Origin of the sequence: Mucilaginibacter oryzae, from assembly GCF_003148845.1 — a bacterium.
Classification (GTDB): domain Bacteria; phylum Bacteroidota; class Bacteroidia; order Sphingobacteriales; family Sphingobacteriaceae; genus Mucilaginibacter; species Mucilaginibacter oryzae.
The window spans coordinates 105,220-120,446 of record NZ_QGHA01000011.1 but is presented as its reverse complement, the minus strand read 5'-3'; the positions used below and the strand labels follow the sequence as shown (position 1 = coordinate 120,446).

Sequence of the window (15,227 nt, the reverse complement as noted above, 5' to 3'; positions counted from 1 at the left end):
AATTTGCAGATCTGCACATTATTTTTTTGCACCATCCCTTTCGGCACTGCAAATTTCAAATTCAAAATCTGCACATCTAAAATTTGCACATCTTTGCATTCCTGGATCTTATTAACTTGCAGCATTGACATGGCCATATCTATGAATCCACAACAAGCCCTTCAAAAGTATTTTGGCTACAGCGCCTTCAGGCACGGGCAGGAAGCCATTATTCAAAATATATTAAAAGGGAATGACGTGATGGCGCTGATGCCCACGGGCGGCGGCAAATCATTATGCTACCAGTTGCCGGCCGTTTTGATGGACGGGCTAACCATTGTGATCTCCCCGCTGATAGCCCTCATGAAAGACCAGGTAGACAGCCTGAATGTGAACGGCATCCCTGCGGCTTTCCTCAACTCATCATTAAACCCGGAAGAAACCCGCATCCTGGCCAACCGATTGCGCGATAACCAGATCAAGCTGTTATACCTTGCACCTGAACGCCTTTTTAGCGCCGACAATAAGGAGAACAAACTGGTGCCTTTTTTAAAAACGCTTAAGGTATCGCAAATAGCTATTGACGAGGCGCACTGTATCTCCTCATGGGGGCATGATTTCCGGCCCGAATATTTGATGCTTGCCGGGTTAAAAGAAGAGTTTCCAGGCGTACCCGTAATAGCGCTTACCGCCACGGCCGATAAGCTTACCCAGAAAGATATCCTCGAAAAGCTGAACCTGAAAACGCCTGCCGTTTTTGTATCCTCATTTAACCGCGCCAACATTACCTATCGTGTAATATCCAAAAAGAACAGCTTTAAACAGTTAGTTGATTTTTTAAGCGCGCATAAAGATGAATCGGGAATTATTTATTGTCTCTCCCGTAAATCTACCGAAGCTTTGGCGGAGGATTTAAAGGAAGAAGGCTTTGCTGCCGAAGCCTATCATGCAGGCCTGAGCAACGAGGTGAAAGCCCGAAACCAGGAAGCTTTTTTGCGCGATGATATTAAAATTATCGTGGCAACCATCGCCTTTGGCATGGGAATCAATAAATCCAACGTTCGCTATGTGGTGCATGTTGATCTGCCTAAAAACATTGAGGGCTACTACCAGGAAACAGGCCGGGCAGGCAGGGATGGCTTGCCATCCGAAGCCCTGTTGCTTTATTCGCCGGGCGATGCAATGAAACTACAGGCTTTTGCCAAAATAGAGGGGAATGAACAACAAAGCCGCATTATGCTCAACAAGCTGAATGATATGGTAAAATACTGCCAGCTGCGCTCCTGCCGCCGTCAATACCTTATGAAGTATTTCGACGAGGATTTTCCGGCGCAATGCGGCTCGTGTGATGTTTGCCTTACCGAATACAAGCGTTTTGACGGTACGCTGATAGCCCAAAAGGTACTCTCGGCGGTAACCCGCTTAAATGAGCGTTTCGGCACCAATTATATCATTGATTTTTTGCGGGGATCAAAAAGCGAAAAGATTAGAGAAGAACATAAGCAGCTAAAAACATATGGCATCGGTGCTGACATCGCTAAAACTGATTGGCAATACCATATCCGCGAGTTAGTTACTATGGGATACCTGCAAACCGCGGGCGACGAGTACCCGGTACTGAAATTAACCGAGCAAAGTGCAGCAGTATTAAAGGGAGAGCAAAAAGTGGAGTTTATAGAAATAGAAAAGGTAGAAGAAGTACAGCACGAAGAAACTTTACCTTATGAAGCGCCATTGTTCAACACCCTGCGGGAAGTAAGGCGCGGTATAGCCGAAGGCGAAAATGTGCCTGCTTACGTTATTGTATCAGATGCCACCCTGCAGGAAATGGCCACTTATCTGCCGCAAAGCCTGGATGAACTGCGGATGATCTCCGGCTTTGGTGATATTAAACTTGCCCGCTATGGCCGTGAGTTATTGGAGCCTGTTAAAGTTTATTGCGCCGAAAAGGGGCTCACATCAAAAATAAAACAGAAATCGGCCAGGCGGAAACCCAAATCAGGACAATCTGCCTCATCACCCAAAAACAACAAGGATACCAAGACCGAAACATTTACCTTATACCGTGCCGGAAAAACGGTAGCCGAAATAGCACATGAACGTGGACTGGCAACAACTACCATCGAAGGACACCTGAGCCATTACATTCAAACAGGCGAAATTGATGTTCATGAATTTGTTTCAAAAGAAAAGCTGCCGGTTATAGCTGATGCGGTTGAAGCCTACGGTGCCGAAAGGTTATCGCCCCTGAAAGAAATTTTAGGAGAAGATTACAGCTACGGCGAAATTAAAGCAGTGATTAGCTGGATGAACCGGGAGGAATAATTTTTGTTATTAACTTGTAAATTGCACTCGTTTACAACGAGCGCTTAATGTGGGTTTGCGTTTAAAACGTAAACCCGGCGAAACAATCGCCAACCCAGGTTAAGCACTTGTTATATACAAGCGCAAGAAAAGAACGAGCGCGAAAAAATGTAATTGTTTTAAAACCATGACTACTACCCAACAACTCTACGATATCTACCTCAAACACCCGCTTATCAGCACCGATACGCGCAAAATAGCTCCCGGCAGCCTGTTCTTTGCTCTTAAGGGCGATAAGTTTGATGCCAATACCTTCGCTCAAAAAGCCATTGTGGCCGGTGCCGCCTACGCGGTGATCGATAATCCGGAGTATCAACTGGGAGACAGGTACCTGTTGGTTGAGGATGTGCTGACAACCCTGCAGGATCTGGCCCGCCATCACCGCCGGCAGTTAAACATCCCGGTAGTGGGGCTTACCGGCACCAACGGCAAAACCACTACCAAAGAACTCATCAACGCCGTACTTTCCCAACACTTTAAAACCCAGGCCACACAGGGCAATTTAAACAACCATATCGGCGTACCGCTTACCATTTTAACTATCGATGCCAGCCACGAGGTTGCCGTTATTGAAATGGGCGCCAATCATCAAAAAGAAATTGAATTGCTGTGCAGCATTTCCCAGCCATCACATGGTTTAATTACTAATGTGGGTAAGGCGCATCTGGAAGGCTTTGGCGGCGTTGAGGGAGTGAAGAAGGGCAAAGGGGAGCTGTATGATTACTTTGCCCCCCAGCCCCCTGAAGGGGGAGCAAAAACGCTTAGCGGAGTAGTTTTTGTTAACAGTGACGATACCGTTTTAATGGATATGGCCGCAGCACGCCATTTAAAACATGTGGAATATTACGGTACCGACGCTATCGATAACCTGATTAGCGGCGAACTATTAGAAAACTCGCCATTACTTACTTTGGCCTGGACTAATAATAAAACCGGTGATACATATAAAGTTAAAACCCAGCTAACCGGCACTTATAACCTGCCCAATATTTTGGTGGCAATATGCATCGGCGTGTATTTAGGCTTATCGCCCGAAGAGATTAATACCGGCATTGAAGGCTATCAGCCTAAAAACAACCGCTCGCAAATTGTACAAACGGCTACCAATACCCTTATATGCGATTATTACAACGCCAACCCAAGCAGCATGTTTGTAGCCATTGAAAATGTGGGCAAAATTGAGGCTAAACGTAAGGTGCTTATTTTGGGCGATATGTTTGAAATGGGCCCCGAAGCCGCCGTTGAACACGCAGCCGTTATCCGTAAGGCTATGGATACATCTGTTGATGAGCGGATTTTTATTGGTAAAGACTTTTTAAGTCAGCAATCCGAAGCGATGGGATCCGGATCTACCGTTTTTTTTGAAACCGCGGACGACGCCATAGCCGGGTTAAAAGCTAACCCCATCACCAATTCTACCATCCTGATTAAAGGATCGAGAGGGATGGCTTTGGAAAGATTGGTAGAGTTGTTTTGAGTTGATCACTTAATTTTTATAGATTCTACCGTTTTTTTAAATTTTGAGAGGTAGTTGCCGGTATCATTATAAGCACTTCCCATAAATATAATGCCGGAGTTTTCGCCTATCAGCACCGCCTGGTACATAATGCCGGCGGTTCCGTTCTGTGTTATTTTGGTGCTTAAAATATAGGCCGGATAATTACCTATCCTGGTTTTGCTAACTATTTTATTATCCAGCCTGATGCCTTTTTTTTCGTAGCGCCAAAGCATATCATTGGCAAATTCATTGGCTTTTTCCTCGTTAATTTTGGGTAATGCCACTATAATAAATGAATCAGCGAGCGAGTTATTAGCGTCGTCCTTACCCTTTTCATTATACATAAACATTCCCGAAGCAGTCATGGCGTATTTAAAATTGGTAATGGAATGATCAAACACAAAATTAGCCAGCTCAAGCGGATCAGACTTTAAATCCTTATCATAATAAACCGATTTCAGAATTTGCAGCAGCTCTGCTTTACCTTCCTTATCGGCTGTTTTACAAACTCCTGCAACAATCGCCACAAATGTTTCATCGCCAAGTACTAACATCACCTTTGTTTCGTCCGGGTATTTTGAGGGGCCATCACCAAAAATCGCTTCAAACTGGTTTAGCTTGATATTCTTGATCACATCAATTTTTGCTCCTTTTGCTTCGATAGCCTGGCGGGTAAAACCAGATTTGGCTTTATTGAAGTTTGCAGCGTTCGACTCAATTACCTGTATATACAGCTTATCATTTTTTTGATAACGGGCCAGTTCTTTTATATACTGATACGTTTTAGGTATTTGCATATAAACCTTCGTTCCGGCTATTCGCACCAGGTTATTGGTTTTAGCGGTATTTAATTGATCAGGAAATTCGTTTTCTGTTTGAGCAAACGAATTGATGGTAAAAAGCGTAAGGATCAGGCTAAAAATTATCTTCATAAAGGGTATGCTAAAAAAGCACACCAAATTAATTCTAAATATTAAAAAACAGAAAATAAGATGGCGTTTGGCCTTAAAAATGACGACGCATAATTAATTATCCTCATGAAGTTGCATTTTTTAGCACAAGATCGCTTGCGCTAAAAAATGCAATTATGCATCTCTACAAAAATATTATTCCCGCCTCAAACTATCCACCGGATTACTCAACGCCGCCTTAACTGATTGAAAGCTGATGGTAACAAAAGCTATCAGCACAGCTATAGCCGCAGCCAAAACAAAGGTTACCCAACTGATGCCGATACGGTAGGCAAAGGCATCCAGCCAATGGTTCATCATCAGCCAGGCTATCGGGAAGGCCACCACAATAGCTACCAACACCAGCTTCATAAAATCTTTTGCCAACAGGGCCACAACATTTGTAACCGTTGCCCCTAAAACCTTACGTACGCCAATTTCGCGGGTACGCACCTGGGCAGTAAATGCGGCGAGGCCAAATAAACCGAGGCAGGATATAAAAATGGCTATCCCGGCAAAATAGTTAAACAAAGTTCCCTGGCGTTGTTCGCCCTGGTACAGGTTATTGAATGCCTCGTCTAAAAAGTTGTACGAAAAAGGGAACTCGCCGTTGTACTGTTTAAATTGTTGGGCAGCCGCTGCTATAGCAGCCCCGGCATTACTGGTGCTGGTTTTTACATACAGTGTTTGATAAACGGCGGGGCGGTAAAAGAAAATGGCGGGCGCGATCTTTTCACGCAAACTGGCGAAATGAAAATCCTTAATTATGCCGATAATGGTTCCTTCTGTTTTTTGGAAGCGGAAACGTTTGCCAACAGGGTTTTTCATCCCTATTTCTTTTATAGCGGCTTCATTGAGTATAAAATGGGTAGAGTCGGCTGCTGTGCCGCTAAAGCCGGTGCCCTGCTGCAGCTTGAGTTTAAAAAAACGGATAAAGTCCTGATCTATTCCCATGGGGTGCAGGATAAAAGTTTGCCCGGGTGCCTTACCCTCCCATGAATTATCGCCCGAAATCATACTGCTGCTGATGATGTTGCCGGTTGCATGCGTTACAGCCTCTATGCCGGGCTGCTTTAAAAGTTCGGCCCGCAAGGCATCGTAATGCTTTGAAGCATCGCGCATCCAGACACCAAAGACGCGGCTTTTATCGTACCCTAAATTTTTTGATTGAATGTATTTGAGTTGCCGGGTAATAACCAAGGTACTTACAATAAGTACCACCGAAAAAGTAAACTGTACTACCACCAGTATTTTACGGAAAAGTACATCGCCAATACCGTTGGATATTTTGCCCCTGAGCGCCTTGAGCGGATCGAAAGACGAAAGCAACAATGCCGGATAAATACTGGATAACAACAGGGTGGCAATTATAGTGGCCCCGATAACCAGCCAAATACGGAAGTCGGCAAGATTAAATACCAGTTGCTTACCTGAAATTTCATTAAAAACAGGCATCACGTTATAAATTAACGCTATTGCCAAAACCGACGAAACCACAAATAACAAAGCTGTTTCTACCACAAATTGCATAAACAACTGCGTTTTTGCCGCACCTATAATTTTACGCATACTGATCTCCTTGGCGCGCAGCATAGCCCTGGCGGTTGAAAGGTTGACGTAGTTGATGCAGGCGATCACCAGTATCACGAAGGCGATCACCATAAATATCCGCACGGTACTGATACCCCTGTCGGTGCCATCAGCATTGTAAAGGTGCATTTTGGTTACCGGCAGCAACAGGTAATCGGCATCGGTATCTTCGGGTTTACGTTTCAGATGGATCCTGTTAAGATCGGCAGAAAGTTTCTTTAGATCTGTTCCCGGCTTAAGCTGCAGGTAGGTTTGGTAAGAATAATTACTAAAATCGTGGTTCAGGTCGTTTTTGAAGTTATTCAGCATGTATTTGAACTGATAACTTATAGGCATAATCAGATCATAATGAATGCTGGAGTTAAGCGGAAAATCAGCAATAACGCCCGACACGGTAAAATTCTCTTTATTATCGGCAACAAGAACCTTACCGATGGGATTATCATTCCCGAAATACTTTTTTGCTGTTTTTTTGGTGATCACTACCGAATTATCGCTTGTAAAAGGCTTCGCCGTATTACCGGCAATCAACGGAAAATCAAAAACAGTAAACAGCGCCGGATCAGCAAACCCCACCGCCTGCTCACTAAAAACCTTATCTTGGTATTTATACAGCGAAAAAAGCCAGTTATTGCTAACACGTACCTGGTTTTGAACAGTGGGCAGTTCCTGTTTGGCCAGCGGCCCCATTGGCGCTACAGTAACCTCCCAGATCTGCTTGCTGGCGCCGGTACCGCCAAACAACTCCATGCGGTAAATATTGGATGCGTTTTGATGAAAACTATCAAAGCTGAATTCATCCTGTACCCAAAACAGGATCAGGATCCCGATGGCAAGCCCTACGGTAAGGCCGACGATATTGATCACTGAATAAAACTTATTGCGCGCCAAATTGCGCCAGGCGGTTTTGATATAGTTTTTAAACATAATACCGTTTTTTGCTGACTAACGAGCTATCAAAACAATGCCAGTATTACAAAACACTAATAACCAGACAAATAAACATAAGCGCGAATAAAATAGCGTTCGGATACGGACAATGAGGTGTACGCTTATATCATGCATGCTATTCAAAAAACGGGCTTATGATATTGTGGCTGGCCAGCACCTGCATCAGCATATCTACCGAAAAGTTGCGCGTAATGTCAATACTAATAAAATCGTGGTTACCGTTTCTTACCTCGCAGGCGTCCCGGTTAAAATAAAGCACCAGGCCGCGCATATTACCCGTAAGTACAATAATACGCTCGTTGTTAACCAGCTTAAAACCGTTATGGGTACGCTTAAAAAAGCTGCACAGGTTTTTGATATGGCTGTAGGTTAGTAATGAAGCAATCATCTTTCAGCTTTCTATAACAGAGGCCAGGCGACGCCTGATCATGATATCCTTAACACCGGCCGGCAGCAAACTGTTTAGTACAACCAGCAGCCGGTTAATCCATCCAGGAATAATCTCTTTTTTACCTTTCAGCAAACCATCTATGGCTATCCTTGCTACGTCGCCGGGCTCCATAATGGTTGCTTTGGAGATGCCTTTTAGTTTATTATTCATCACCAGCAACTCGGGTTTGGTATTGATCCCTCCCGGGCTTAGCAAACTTATTTTTACGTTCAATTCGTGTAATTCCAGCTGCAAACATTTGGTAAAATACCTGATAAATGATTTTGTAGCGCCATAAACCTGCTTTTTAGGCACCACAAACAAACCGCCTAAACTGCCCACATTTAAAATGTAAGATGTAGCATCGGCATTGGCCTGAGCCAGAAATAACCGCGTAAGCAATACGGGCGTAATTACGTTGAGCTCGATCTGCTTTTTATAAAACCCGATGTTCATATCCTCAAACCACGACCAATTGCCTACCCCGGCGTTATTAACCAGCATACCGGCGGTTATTTGCTGCACCCTAAGATACTCAAATATAGACGGATAACTTTCCGCATCGGTTAAATCAATTTCCAGAAAATTTACCTTAACCTCAAAGTTTTTGCGGATAAAAGAAGCCAGTTCTGGAAGCCCCGACAAGGGCAGCGCAACCAGCACGAGGTTTATACCCCGCGAAGCGATTTCGATAGCTAATGATTTGCCCAGCCCCTCACTGGCGCCGGTTACGATAGCGGTTTGGTTCATCATCTGTTTAATACTGTATAATATATTTAACTGTTTTATCAATCCCTTCAGCGAAAGGGGTAATATGGTAGCCCAGCCGGGTGATCGCCTTATCGCTGCTGTACTTCTGATCGTATTTTAACCGCTCCGCAAACTCGGGCAAAAAGAAAGGTCGCAGCCCGGTAAGGTGTGCTTTTAGCTTCTCGATATGGCTGTAAACCTCGATGGTTTTTAAAGGCAGATGGAACATTCGCTGCTTTCTTCCCGAAACCTGGCTTACCGTATTAAAAAAGTCATTAAAACTGATATCCTCTCCACCCAATATGTAACGCTCGCCGCTTGCTCCTTTATCCATGGCGGCCAGGTGCCCGTTAACAACATCTGTTAAAAAAGCATAGTTGGCCACCTGCTCACCGCTGCCAGGTATAAAACGCCATTTGCCCTTTAAATAAGCGGAGACCATTTTGCCAACCGTATTACTGTCGGTAACAGGCCCTTCGCCGTAAACACGCGACGGGTTTACGGTAACGATGTGCATGCCCTGTTTGGCAAATTTCCCTGCTTCCAGTTCGGCCAGGTATTTGGTGCGTTCGTAAGCTATGGGGAATCCGGCTATCCGCGGATCGTCCTCGTTCATGGGGTATTTTATGGTTGGCCCCCATACGCCGCAGGTTGAGGTATAAACTATTTTTTTTACGCCGGTATCAGCGGCAATTTCAAGTACGTTGCGTGTGCCGGTAACGTTGGTTTCGTGATAATCATCCGGGTTGCGGCACCACATTTTGGCCATGGCAGCGGTATGGTAAACCTGTTGGCATCCCTGCATGGCCCTGCCCAGGCTTTGCCGGTACAGTATATTGCCGGTAACCGGTTCAATATTTTTATGCTTTACCAGGTACGGATGATCGGTATTGCGGCATAATGCTTTTACCTCATAGCCTTGCTGCGCCAAAGCAAATGTAAGTTGCCTGCCAATAAAACCTGTGGCGCCTGTTACTAATACTTTCATACCGGTATTACAACCGTCGGCGGGCTTACCCCTATTGCTTCCGGTTAAATTTTTAGGGATGCTTAACTGTTAGGTTTAATGGCAGAAATATTTAAATTTGGATTAACTATCAAAAACAGGCCTTACCAAAATGAACATGTACCAGGATCAATATAATGCATTTGCAGGCTTTTCGCCGGAGGAGTTAGGTTTTCTGCAGTACGCCACCCCTGATCTTACCGAAAGTCAAAAAAAATATTTTTATATGGTTTACGCCAATAAGCGCAAAAACTCGCAGGATATTTTGTTGTTTACCCTGCTTGGCTTTGTTTTGGTTGCCGGTGTCCAGCGTTTTGTTTTGGGGCAAACAGGCATGGGGATCCTTTACCTGTTAACGGGGGGCTTTTGCGGCATAGGCACTATTGTTGATCTGATCAACAATAAATCGCTCACACTCGAGTACAATAAAAACATGGCTTATGAAAGCTACCAGATGGCCAAAATGAGCAGTTGAGCGAAAGCGGCTTAATAATGCCCTTTTAACGAGTGTATTTTTATCCTGTTTTCTGCTTCAAGTATTTCGTAAACTATTCGATGTTCCTGATTTATTCTCCTTGACCATAAACCGGTCAGGTCATGTTTCAATTGTTCAGGTTTACCAATTCCGCTAAACGGATCTTCGCTAATAGCATTAATCAGTTGTTGAATTTTTTTCTGGATAATTTGATTTCCCGATTTTTTCCAGTAGAGTACATCTTTTTGTGATTCTTCGGAATAAACTATTTCCATAGATCATCCGTGTTGATAGCCTTAAATTTTCCGGCTTCAAAATCATCTTTACTTTGCTTTATCTTTTTCACAAATTTTGGATCGTATGTGGATTTTTCTTCCTCAAATTGGATTTTTAAGGCTTTCATAAACGCTTTCAAAGCGTCCGACTTTTCTTTATTTTCAGGATGTGCAATTAAAATTCCCATATACCAAATTTACGTTTTTTATTTTATCAACAATTTATTTGATACATTAGCTTAATTGCGATTATGAAACTATCTGCCTTAACTACTTTCCTCGAAAGCCTTGCCCCGCTCAGCTATCAGGAAGATTACGATAACTCCGGCCTTATTGTAGGTAACCCAGACCAGGAGGTGAACCAGGCCCTGATCTCGCTGGATTGTACCGAAGCAGTGGTTGACGAGGCCATAGCCACCAACTGCCAGGTGATCATCTCGCACCACCCCATAGTTTTTAAAGGATTAAAAAAGTTTAACGGCAAAACCTATGTAGAGCGCGTGGTTGAAAAGGCTATCCGTAAAGGTATTGCCATATATGCTATCCACACCAACCTCGACAGTGTCATGACCGGCGTTAACGCCCGCATTTGCGAAACCCTCGGTTTAAAAAACACCCGCATATTGGCGCCCAAACCCAACTTGCTTAAAAAACTGGTTACTTTTGTGCCATTAAGCCACGCCGATGCCGTGCGCGACACCCTGTTTGCCGCCGGAGCGGGCAATATTGGCAATTACAGCGAAGTAAGCTTTAATGCCGAAGGCACAGGCACATTTAAAGGTAACGAGGCTGCCAATCCGTATGTTGGCGAAGTTGGGCAACGTCATAAAGAAAGCGAGATCCGCATTGAAACCATATACCCGGCCAACCTTGAAAGCAAAATATTGATGGCACTGATACTGGCCCATCCGTATGAAGAGGTTGCCTACGATCTTTATAACCTCACCAACCAGCACCAGCAGGTAGGTGCCGGTATGGTAGGCGAACTGGAAATGCCGCTTAACGAAGAAAGTTTCCTGTTCCAGGTGAAGGATAAAATGCGTACCCACGTAATAAGGCATACCAGGTTATTGGGCAAACCGATAAAAAAAGTGGCCGTTTGCGGAGGCTCGGGTGGCTTTTTACTGAAGCATGCCATAGCCGCCGGGGCTGATATTTTCATTACGGCCGACTACAAGTACCACGAGTTTTTTGATGCCGAAGGAAAGATAGTGATAGCCGATATCGGACACTTTGAAAGTGAACAATTTACGCAGCAATTATTGTATGAAATAATTAGGAAAAAATTTCCTATCTTTGCGGTCCGTTTAACAGAAGTAAATACAAACCCCGTCAAATATTTTATTTAATGGAACAAACCGTAGAACAAAAGCTTAAAGCTTTATACGAGCTACAAACTATCCACACCAAAATTGACAGGATCCGCCAGGTAAGGGGCGAATTGCCAATGGAAGTTGCCGACCTTGAGGATGACGTTGCAGGGCTTGAAACCCGCATTCAAAAAATTAAAGGTGAACTTGACGATGTGGAAGATGACATTGTTACCCGTAAAAACCTGATTAAAGAAGCTCAGGCGAACATCAAAAAATACGAAGCCCAGCTTAACGAGGTTAAAAACAACCGCGAATATGACGCGATATCGAAAGAGATCGAGATCCAGGGCTTAGATATACAGGTGAGCGAAAAAAAGATCCGCGAGTACGGTTTCGAGATCACCAACAAAACCCAGGTTTACGAAAAAGCCCTTGCCGATTTAGAAGCCCGCCAGGCCGACCTGGACGCTAAAAAAGAAGAATTAGGCACCATCACCGCCGAAACTGAAAAAGAAGAGACTGAACTTAACGCCCAGGCAGCAAAAGCCAAAGAAAACATTGAAGAGCGTTTATTAACCGCCTATACCCGTTTACGCCAAAACGCTAAAAACGGCCTTGCAGTGGTAACCATTCAGCGCGATTCATGCTCCGGCTGCTTTAACCAGATCCCGCCTCAACGCCAGTCAGACATCCGTCAGCGTAAAAAGATCATCGTTTGCGAACACTGCGGACGCATTCTGGTTGACGAGTTAATGGCTTTGGAAGTTGAAGAAGCAAAATAAGCAACCATTATAAAGTTAAATATAGGAAAGGCACCCGGCGGGTGCCTTTTTTGTTGATGGTTAATATTCCAGATAGCCTCTATTTCTGGCTCGATCCTGATTACTCTGCTGATTCTTAATCGGATCATGCGTAAAAAGTTGGGGGGGGGCCAGGAAATTTGTAATGTTTTGATGTTCTTGAAGAAGTACCGGATATGCTTGCAGGCATTACAGATAAAAAAGAAAACATAATCCACAATCGATAGTAATTGAAAACCCGGTTTGAGGCTGCCCATCAATGCCTTTCGCCTATGGCTCAATTTTGTTGCCTGATTGGCTCAGCTGAAGAACAAGATTTTTTATAACTTTAGCTAATCACAATTAACCTTTCGCATCATGATCCGCATCAGTTTCCCCCTAAAACTGCAGTCCCTGGTTTTGGCAATCGGGTTTACGTTGTTTTCCCTGCCAATGGAAGCCCAGCAAAAACCGGTAAAAAAAGCCAATACCGCTTCAAATAACGGAGTAGATATTTACATGGCGGTGAATATCTATAACCAAAAAAGCGGAAATACAACCGTTGGCTACTGGAAAAACGGAGTACTAACACCAATTTCGGAAGAGAATAACAATACCGCCGCTGTTTCGCTAAGTGTAGATGGTGAGAACATTTATACTGCAGGATATTTTGACAACCAGGCTGCCTATTGGAAAAACGACCAGTTGATACAATTAACCAATAAACCCGATATCGGGGATGCGGTTTCTGTAGCATCTGTCGGAGGGCATTTGTATGTTGCAGGTAAAGAACGAAAAATAAGACGTTACAGCACTTATAACGGCGGATTTATTGATATGCCAACCGTTTGGAAGGATGGTACGCCAACCCGGCTCACCAATCTTACACTGGAAACTATAGGTGACCACGAAAACCGGATAGCGGGAGTTATTGCCATGACGGTTGATAACAACGGCGATATTTACATGGTGGGTAACGAGCCCGGCCCCGATGCAACTATTCATTACTGGAAAAACGGGCAAAAGGTGAAGGAATTGGTAGATATTCCTGTTTCTCCGGTTAACATGTACATTATTAACGGCGATTTTTATGTGGTAGGCGTTTTAGGAAGAAACGGAAAGGCTGCTTACTGGAAATGGTCGAAAGGGAAAACGGAATTGATAACGCTTACAACGGCCGACGATTCGAAAGCGGACGCCCTGGCTGTTTCCGGCAATGATGTATACGTGGCCGGACACGAAGGCGGGGTTGGTAAATACTGGAAAAACGGAAGGCCGGTTACACTGGCAGGCGGCCCGCTTAATTTTATGGGTACTTACGGCCTTGCCGTTTTAGGATCGGATGTATACGTTACCGGACCAGACGTTGACGGCAATACCAAATGCTGGAAAAACGGGAAGGAATTTATTGTTTTGCCCGGTATGAGCGTAGCCGGAATTGTAGTTAAGAAGGCGAAAGGAAGAGGTTATGTACCGGGTACGGCTACCGTACAACATGAAATGAAAACGCCTTCGCCCGCACCCGCTCCGCCGTCGGCGCCTACCCCTTCAGTTAAAACTGCTCCGCCACCGGCTCCTGCTCCATCATTTACAACCCCACCGCCGCCCACGCCCGCCCAGCTGGAAAAGGCTGCAAAGGCTGCCGCCATTAAAGTTGAACAGGCAAACCGCTATCTGGCCGAAAATAAGTTAAAGCCCGGTGTAATTACCACAGCAAGCGGCCTCCAATACGAAATTCTTCAACCCAAACCGGGCATCAAGCCTACATTATCAGACAGGGTGAGGTATAAGGTTACGAGAACAAATATTGTGGGCAACGAAGTAAAAGGTGATGTATTGGTGGTGGGGCCGGTAGACCTCTCCATGTCTTCTTTGGTCCCGGGCCTGGCCGAGGGGGTTAAATTAATGAGCCCGGGTGCCAGGTACAGGTTTACCATACCTCCACCCATAGGCTATGATCTAAATCTCCTCAACCAACCGGCCGATCCTGATCATCCGCTTGGTGCTGTTATATTGGTTATGGAAGTTGAATTGTTAGCAATACTGAAGAATTAGCTTTTAATGATATTACCGCGAAGGCGCATTTTAATAAAGTATCAGAACTGGTTATTACGGTTAAAACCCGGCCATTAACCTTTCCTTCACCTTATCGCGGTTAAGTTTTGATACCGGTATTTTGGTGTTATCGGTGAGTAACAGAGTTCCGCCGTCTTCTTTCAACAAACTTTTGATAAACGCCAGGTTTACCAGGTGCGATTGATGCGCCCGCAGAAAACCGTGACCGGTTAGCAGATCGGCGTATTCTTTCAACGTTTTGGATACCAGCACTTGCTCGCCTCCCCGTAATACAAAGCGGGTGTATGAGCTCTCGGCCATGCAGCGCACAATATCATCAATATCAATAAAACGGGTTTCGCCAAAAAGCGGCAGAGCGATCCGGCCCGGCTTTTTGCCGCCATCCTTTAAATAGCCAAGCATATGGGCAAGGCGTTCATTGTTTTGTTTGAGGTTTATCGCTTTAGCGGCCTTATCAACAGCCGCTTTCAACTCGTCCGGATCAATAGGTTTAAGCAGGTAATCGAGGGCCGAAAATTTGATGGCCTGTATAGCATATTGATTATAGGCCGTTACAAAAATGATCTCGAAGTTGATACTCTCTAACTGCTTCAACAAATCAAATCCTGATTGCCGGTGCAGCTGGATATCTAAAAATACCAGCTGCGGTTTATATTTATTGATAGCGGCTATACCATCACTCACCTTGCCGGCGCAGGCACAAACCTCTACAGCAGGGGTATATTGCTTTAACAGCAGTTGCAGGTTTTCTATGTTGGATGGTTCATCATCAATCAGCAGCGCTTTCATCC

14 protein-coding genes are annotated in these 15,227 nt (G+C 44.6%); 6 read left to right on the top strand and 8 right to left on the bottom strand.

Going from position 1 to position 15,227, the window contains the following annotated elements; all coding sequences use genetic code 11:
* Nucleotides 1-141 precede the first annotated feature (141 nt).
* Together recQ and LX99_RS21275 are read left to right on the top strand one after the other, a co-directional pair.
* Entirely contained in the window at nt 142-2,304 is a 2,163-nt protein-coding gene (recQ, locus tag LX99_RS21280; RefSeq protein ID WP_109609671.1) for a DNA helicase RecQ, read from the top strand.
* 166 nt (nt 2,305-2,470) lie between these two features.
* The gene (locus LX99_RS21275) at nt 2,471-3,820 is read left to right on the top strand and encodes a UDP-N-acetylmuramoyl-tripeptide--D-alanyl-D-alanine ligase (RefSeq protein ID WP_109609659.1); all 1,350 of its coding nucleotides are present in this window, start codon (nt 2,471-2,473) and stop codon (nt 3,818-3,820) included.
* 5 nt (nt 3,821-3,825) lie between these two features.
* On the opposite strand, the gene LX99_RS21270 is transcribed toward LX99_RS21275, so the two are convergent.
* The 5 genes from LX99_RS21270 to LX99_RS21250 all read right to left on the bottom strand — a co-directional run bounded on the left by LX99_RS21270 (nt 3,826) and on the right by LX99_RS21250 (nt 9,500).
* Nucleotides 3,826-4,773 (bottom strand): hypothetical protein, encoded by a 948-nt coding sequence (locus LX99_RS21270; protein WP_109609658.1) that lies wholly within the window; start codon nt 4,771-4,773, stop codon nt 3,826-3,828.
* A gap of 174 nt (nt 4,774-4,947) precedes the next feature.
* The gene (locus LX99_RS21265) at nt 4,948-7,308 is read right to left on the bottom strand and encodes an ABC transporter permease (protein ID WP_109609657.1); all 2,361 of its coding nucleotides are present in this window, start codon (nt 7,306-7,308) and stop codon (nt 4,948-4,950) included.
* A 139-nt stretch (nt 7,309-7,447) separates the two neighbouring features.
* A complete protein-coding gene (locus LX99_RS21260; RefSeq protein ID WP_109609656.1) occupies nt 7,448-7,720 on the bottom strand; it encodes a hypothetical protein in 273 nt (90 codons plus the stop codon).
* Between the two features lie 3 nt (nt 7,721-7,723).
* Nucleotides 7,724-8,515 carry an SDR family NAD(P)-dependent oxidoreductase gene (locus LX99_RS21255; protein ID WP_146203188.1) on the bottom strand — a complete coding sequence of 264 codons (792 nt, stop codon included), beginning with the start codon at nt 8,513-8,515 and terminating at the stop codon, nt 7,724-7,726.
* Between the two features lie 4 nt (nt 8,516-8,519).
* On the bottom strand, nt 8,520-9,500 hold the full coding sequence (locus LX99_RS21250) for an NAD-dependent epimerase/dehydratase family protein (protein ID WP_109609654.1): 981 nt from the start codon (nt 9,498-9,500) through the stop codon (nt 8,520-8,522).
* Between the two features lie 130 nt (nt 9,501-9,630).
* On the opposite strand from LX99_RS21250, the gene LX99_RS21245 reads away from it, so the two are divergent.
* Entirely contained in the window at nt 9,631-9,993 is a 363-nt protein-coding gene (locus LX99_RS21245) for a TM2 domain-containing protein (RefSeq protein ID WP_109609653.1), read from the top strand.
* A gap of 11 nt (nt 9,994-10,004) precedes the next feature.
* On the opposite strand, the gene LX99_RS21240 is transcribed toward LX99_RS21245, so the two are convergent.
* Both LX99_RS21240 and LX99_RS21235 read right to left on the bottom strand, forming a co-directional pair.
* A complete protein-coding gene (locus tag LX99_RS21240) occupies nt 10,005-10,268 on the bottom strand; it encodes a Txe/YoeB family addiction module toxin (RefSeq protein ID WP_109609652.1) in 264 nt (87 codons plus the stop codon).
* Nucleotides 10,259-10,456, bottom strand: a complete 198-nt coding sequence (locus tag LX99_RS21235) for a DUF2683 family protein (RefSeq protein WP_109609651.1) — start codon at nt 10,454-10,456, stop codon at nt 10,259-10,261. The genes LX99_RS21240 and LX99_RS21235 overlap by 10 nt, the downstream gene beginning before the upstream one ends.
* A gap of 63 nt (nt 10,457-10,519) precedes the next feature.
* Here LX99_RS21235 and LX99_RS21230 point away from each other — a divergent pair, with 63 nt between their 5' ends.
* The 3 genes from LX99_RS21230 to LX99_RS21220 all read left to right on the top strand — a co-directional run bounded on the left by LX99_RS21230 (nt 10,520) and on the right by LX99_RS21220 (nt 14,415).
* On the top strand, nt 10,520-11,617 hold the full coding sequence (locus LX99_RS21230; RefSeq protein WP_109609650.1) for a Nif3-like dinuclear metal center hexameric protein: 1,098 nt from the start codon (nt 10,520-10,522) through the stop codon (nt 11,615-11,617).
* On the top strand, nt 11,617-12,363 hold the full coding sequence (locus LX99_RS21225; RefSeq protein ID WP_022829677.1) for a zinc ribbon domain-containing protein: 747 nt from the start codon (nt 11,617-11,619) through the stop codon (nt 12,361-12,363). Before LX99_RS21230 ends, LX99_RS21225 begins: the two co-directional genes overlap by 1 nt.
* Nucleotides 12,364-12,738: 375 nt before the next feature.
* Complete coding sequence (locus LX99_RS21220) at nt 12,739-14,415, top strand: FKBP-type peptidyl-prolyl cis-trans isomerase N-terminal domain-containing protein (RefSeq protein WP_022831354.1); 1,677 nt, start codon at nt 12,739-12,741, stop codon at nt 14,413-14,415.
* Between the two features lie 60 nt (nt 14,416-14,475).
* Here the strand turns inward: LX99_RS21220 and LX99_RS21215 are convergent, their stop codons facing one another.
* Nucleotides 14,476-15,225, bottom strand: coding sequence for a LytR/AlgR family response regulator transcription factor (locus tag LX99_RS21215; protein WP_109609649.1), 750 nt, complete (start codon nt 15,223-15,225; stop codon nt 14,476-14,478).
* Between the last annotated feature and the right edge of the window lie 2 nt (nt 15,226-15,227).

Excerpts from the sequence above, each read along its gene's own strand:
- LX99_RS21215 (WP_109609649.1), bottom strand. The coding sequence starts at position 15,225 with ATGAAAGCGCTGCTGATTGATGATGAACCATCCAACATAGAAAACCTG.
- LX99_RS21260 (WP_109609656.1), bottom strand. The coding sequence starts at position 7,720 with ATGATTGCTTCATTACTAACCTACAGCCATATCAAAAACCTGTGCAGC.
- LX99_RS21240 (WP_109609652.1), bottom strand. The coding sequence starts at position 10,268 with ATGGAAATAGTTTATTCCGAAGAATCACAAAAAGATGTACTCTACTGG.
- LX99_RS21275 (WP_109609659.1), top strand. The coding sequence starts at position 2,471 with ATGACTACTACCCAACAACTCTACGATATCTACCTCAAACACCCGCTT.
- LX99_RS21225 (WP_022829677.1), top strand. The coding sequence starts at position 11,617 with ATGGAACAAACCGTAGAACAAAAGCTTAAAGCTTTATACGAGCTACAA.
- LX99_RS21230 (WP_109609650.1), top strand. The coding sequence starts at position 10,520 with ATGAAACTATCTGCCTTAACTACTTTCCTCGAAAGCCTTGCCCCGCTC.
- LX99_RS21265 (WP_109609657.1), bottom strand. The coding sequence starts at position 7,308 with ATGTTTAAAAACTATATCAAAACCGCCTGGCGCAATTTGGCGCGCAAT.
- LX99_RS21245 (WP_109609653.1), top strand. The coding sequence starts at position 9,631 with ATGAACATGTACCAGGATCAATATAATGCATTTGCAGGCTTTTCGCCG.
- recQ (WP_109609671.1), top strand. The coding sequence starts at position 142 with ATGAATCCACAACAAGCCCTTCAAAAGTATTTTGGCTACAGCGCCTTC.
- LX99_RS21220 (WP_022831354.1), top strand. The coding sequence starts at position 12,739 with ATGATCCGCATCAGTTTCCCCCTAAAACTGCAGTCCCTGGTTTTGGCA.
- LX99_RS21235 (WP_109609651.1), bottom strand. The coding sequence starts at position 10,456 with ATGGGAATTTTAATTGCACATCCTGAAAATAAAGAAAAGTCGGACGCT.
- LX99_RS21250 (WP_109609654.1), bottom strand. The coding sequence starts at position 9,500 with ATGAAAGTATTAGTAACAGGCGCCACAGGTTTTATTGGCAGGCAACTT.
- LX99_RS21255 (WP_146203188.1), bottom strand. The coding sequence starts at position 8,515 with ATGATGAACCAAACCGCTATCGTAACCGGCGCCAGTGAGGGGCTGGGC.
- LX99_RS21270 (WP_109609658.1), bottom strand. The coding sequence starts at position 4,773 with ATGAAGATAATTTTTAGCCTGATCCTTACGCTTTTTACCATCAATTCG.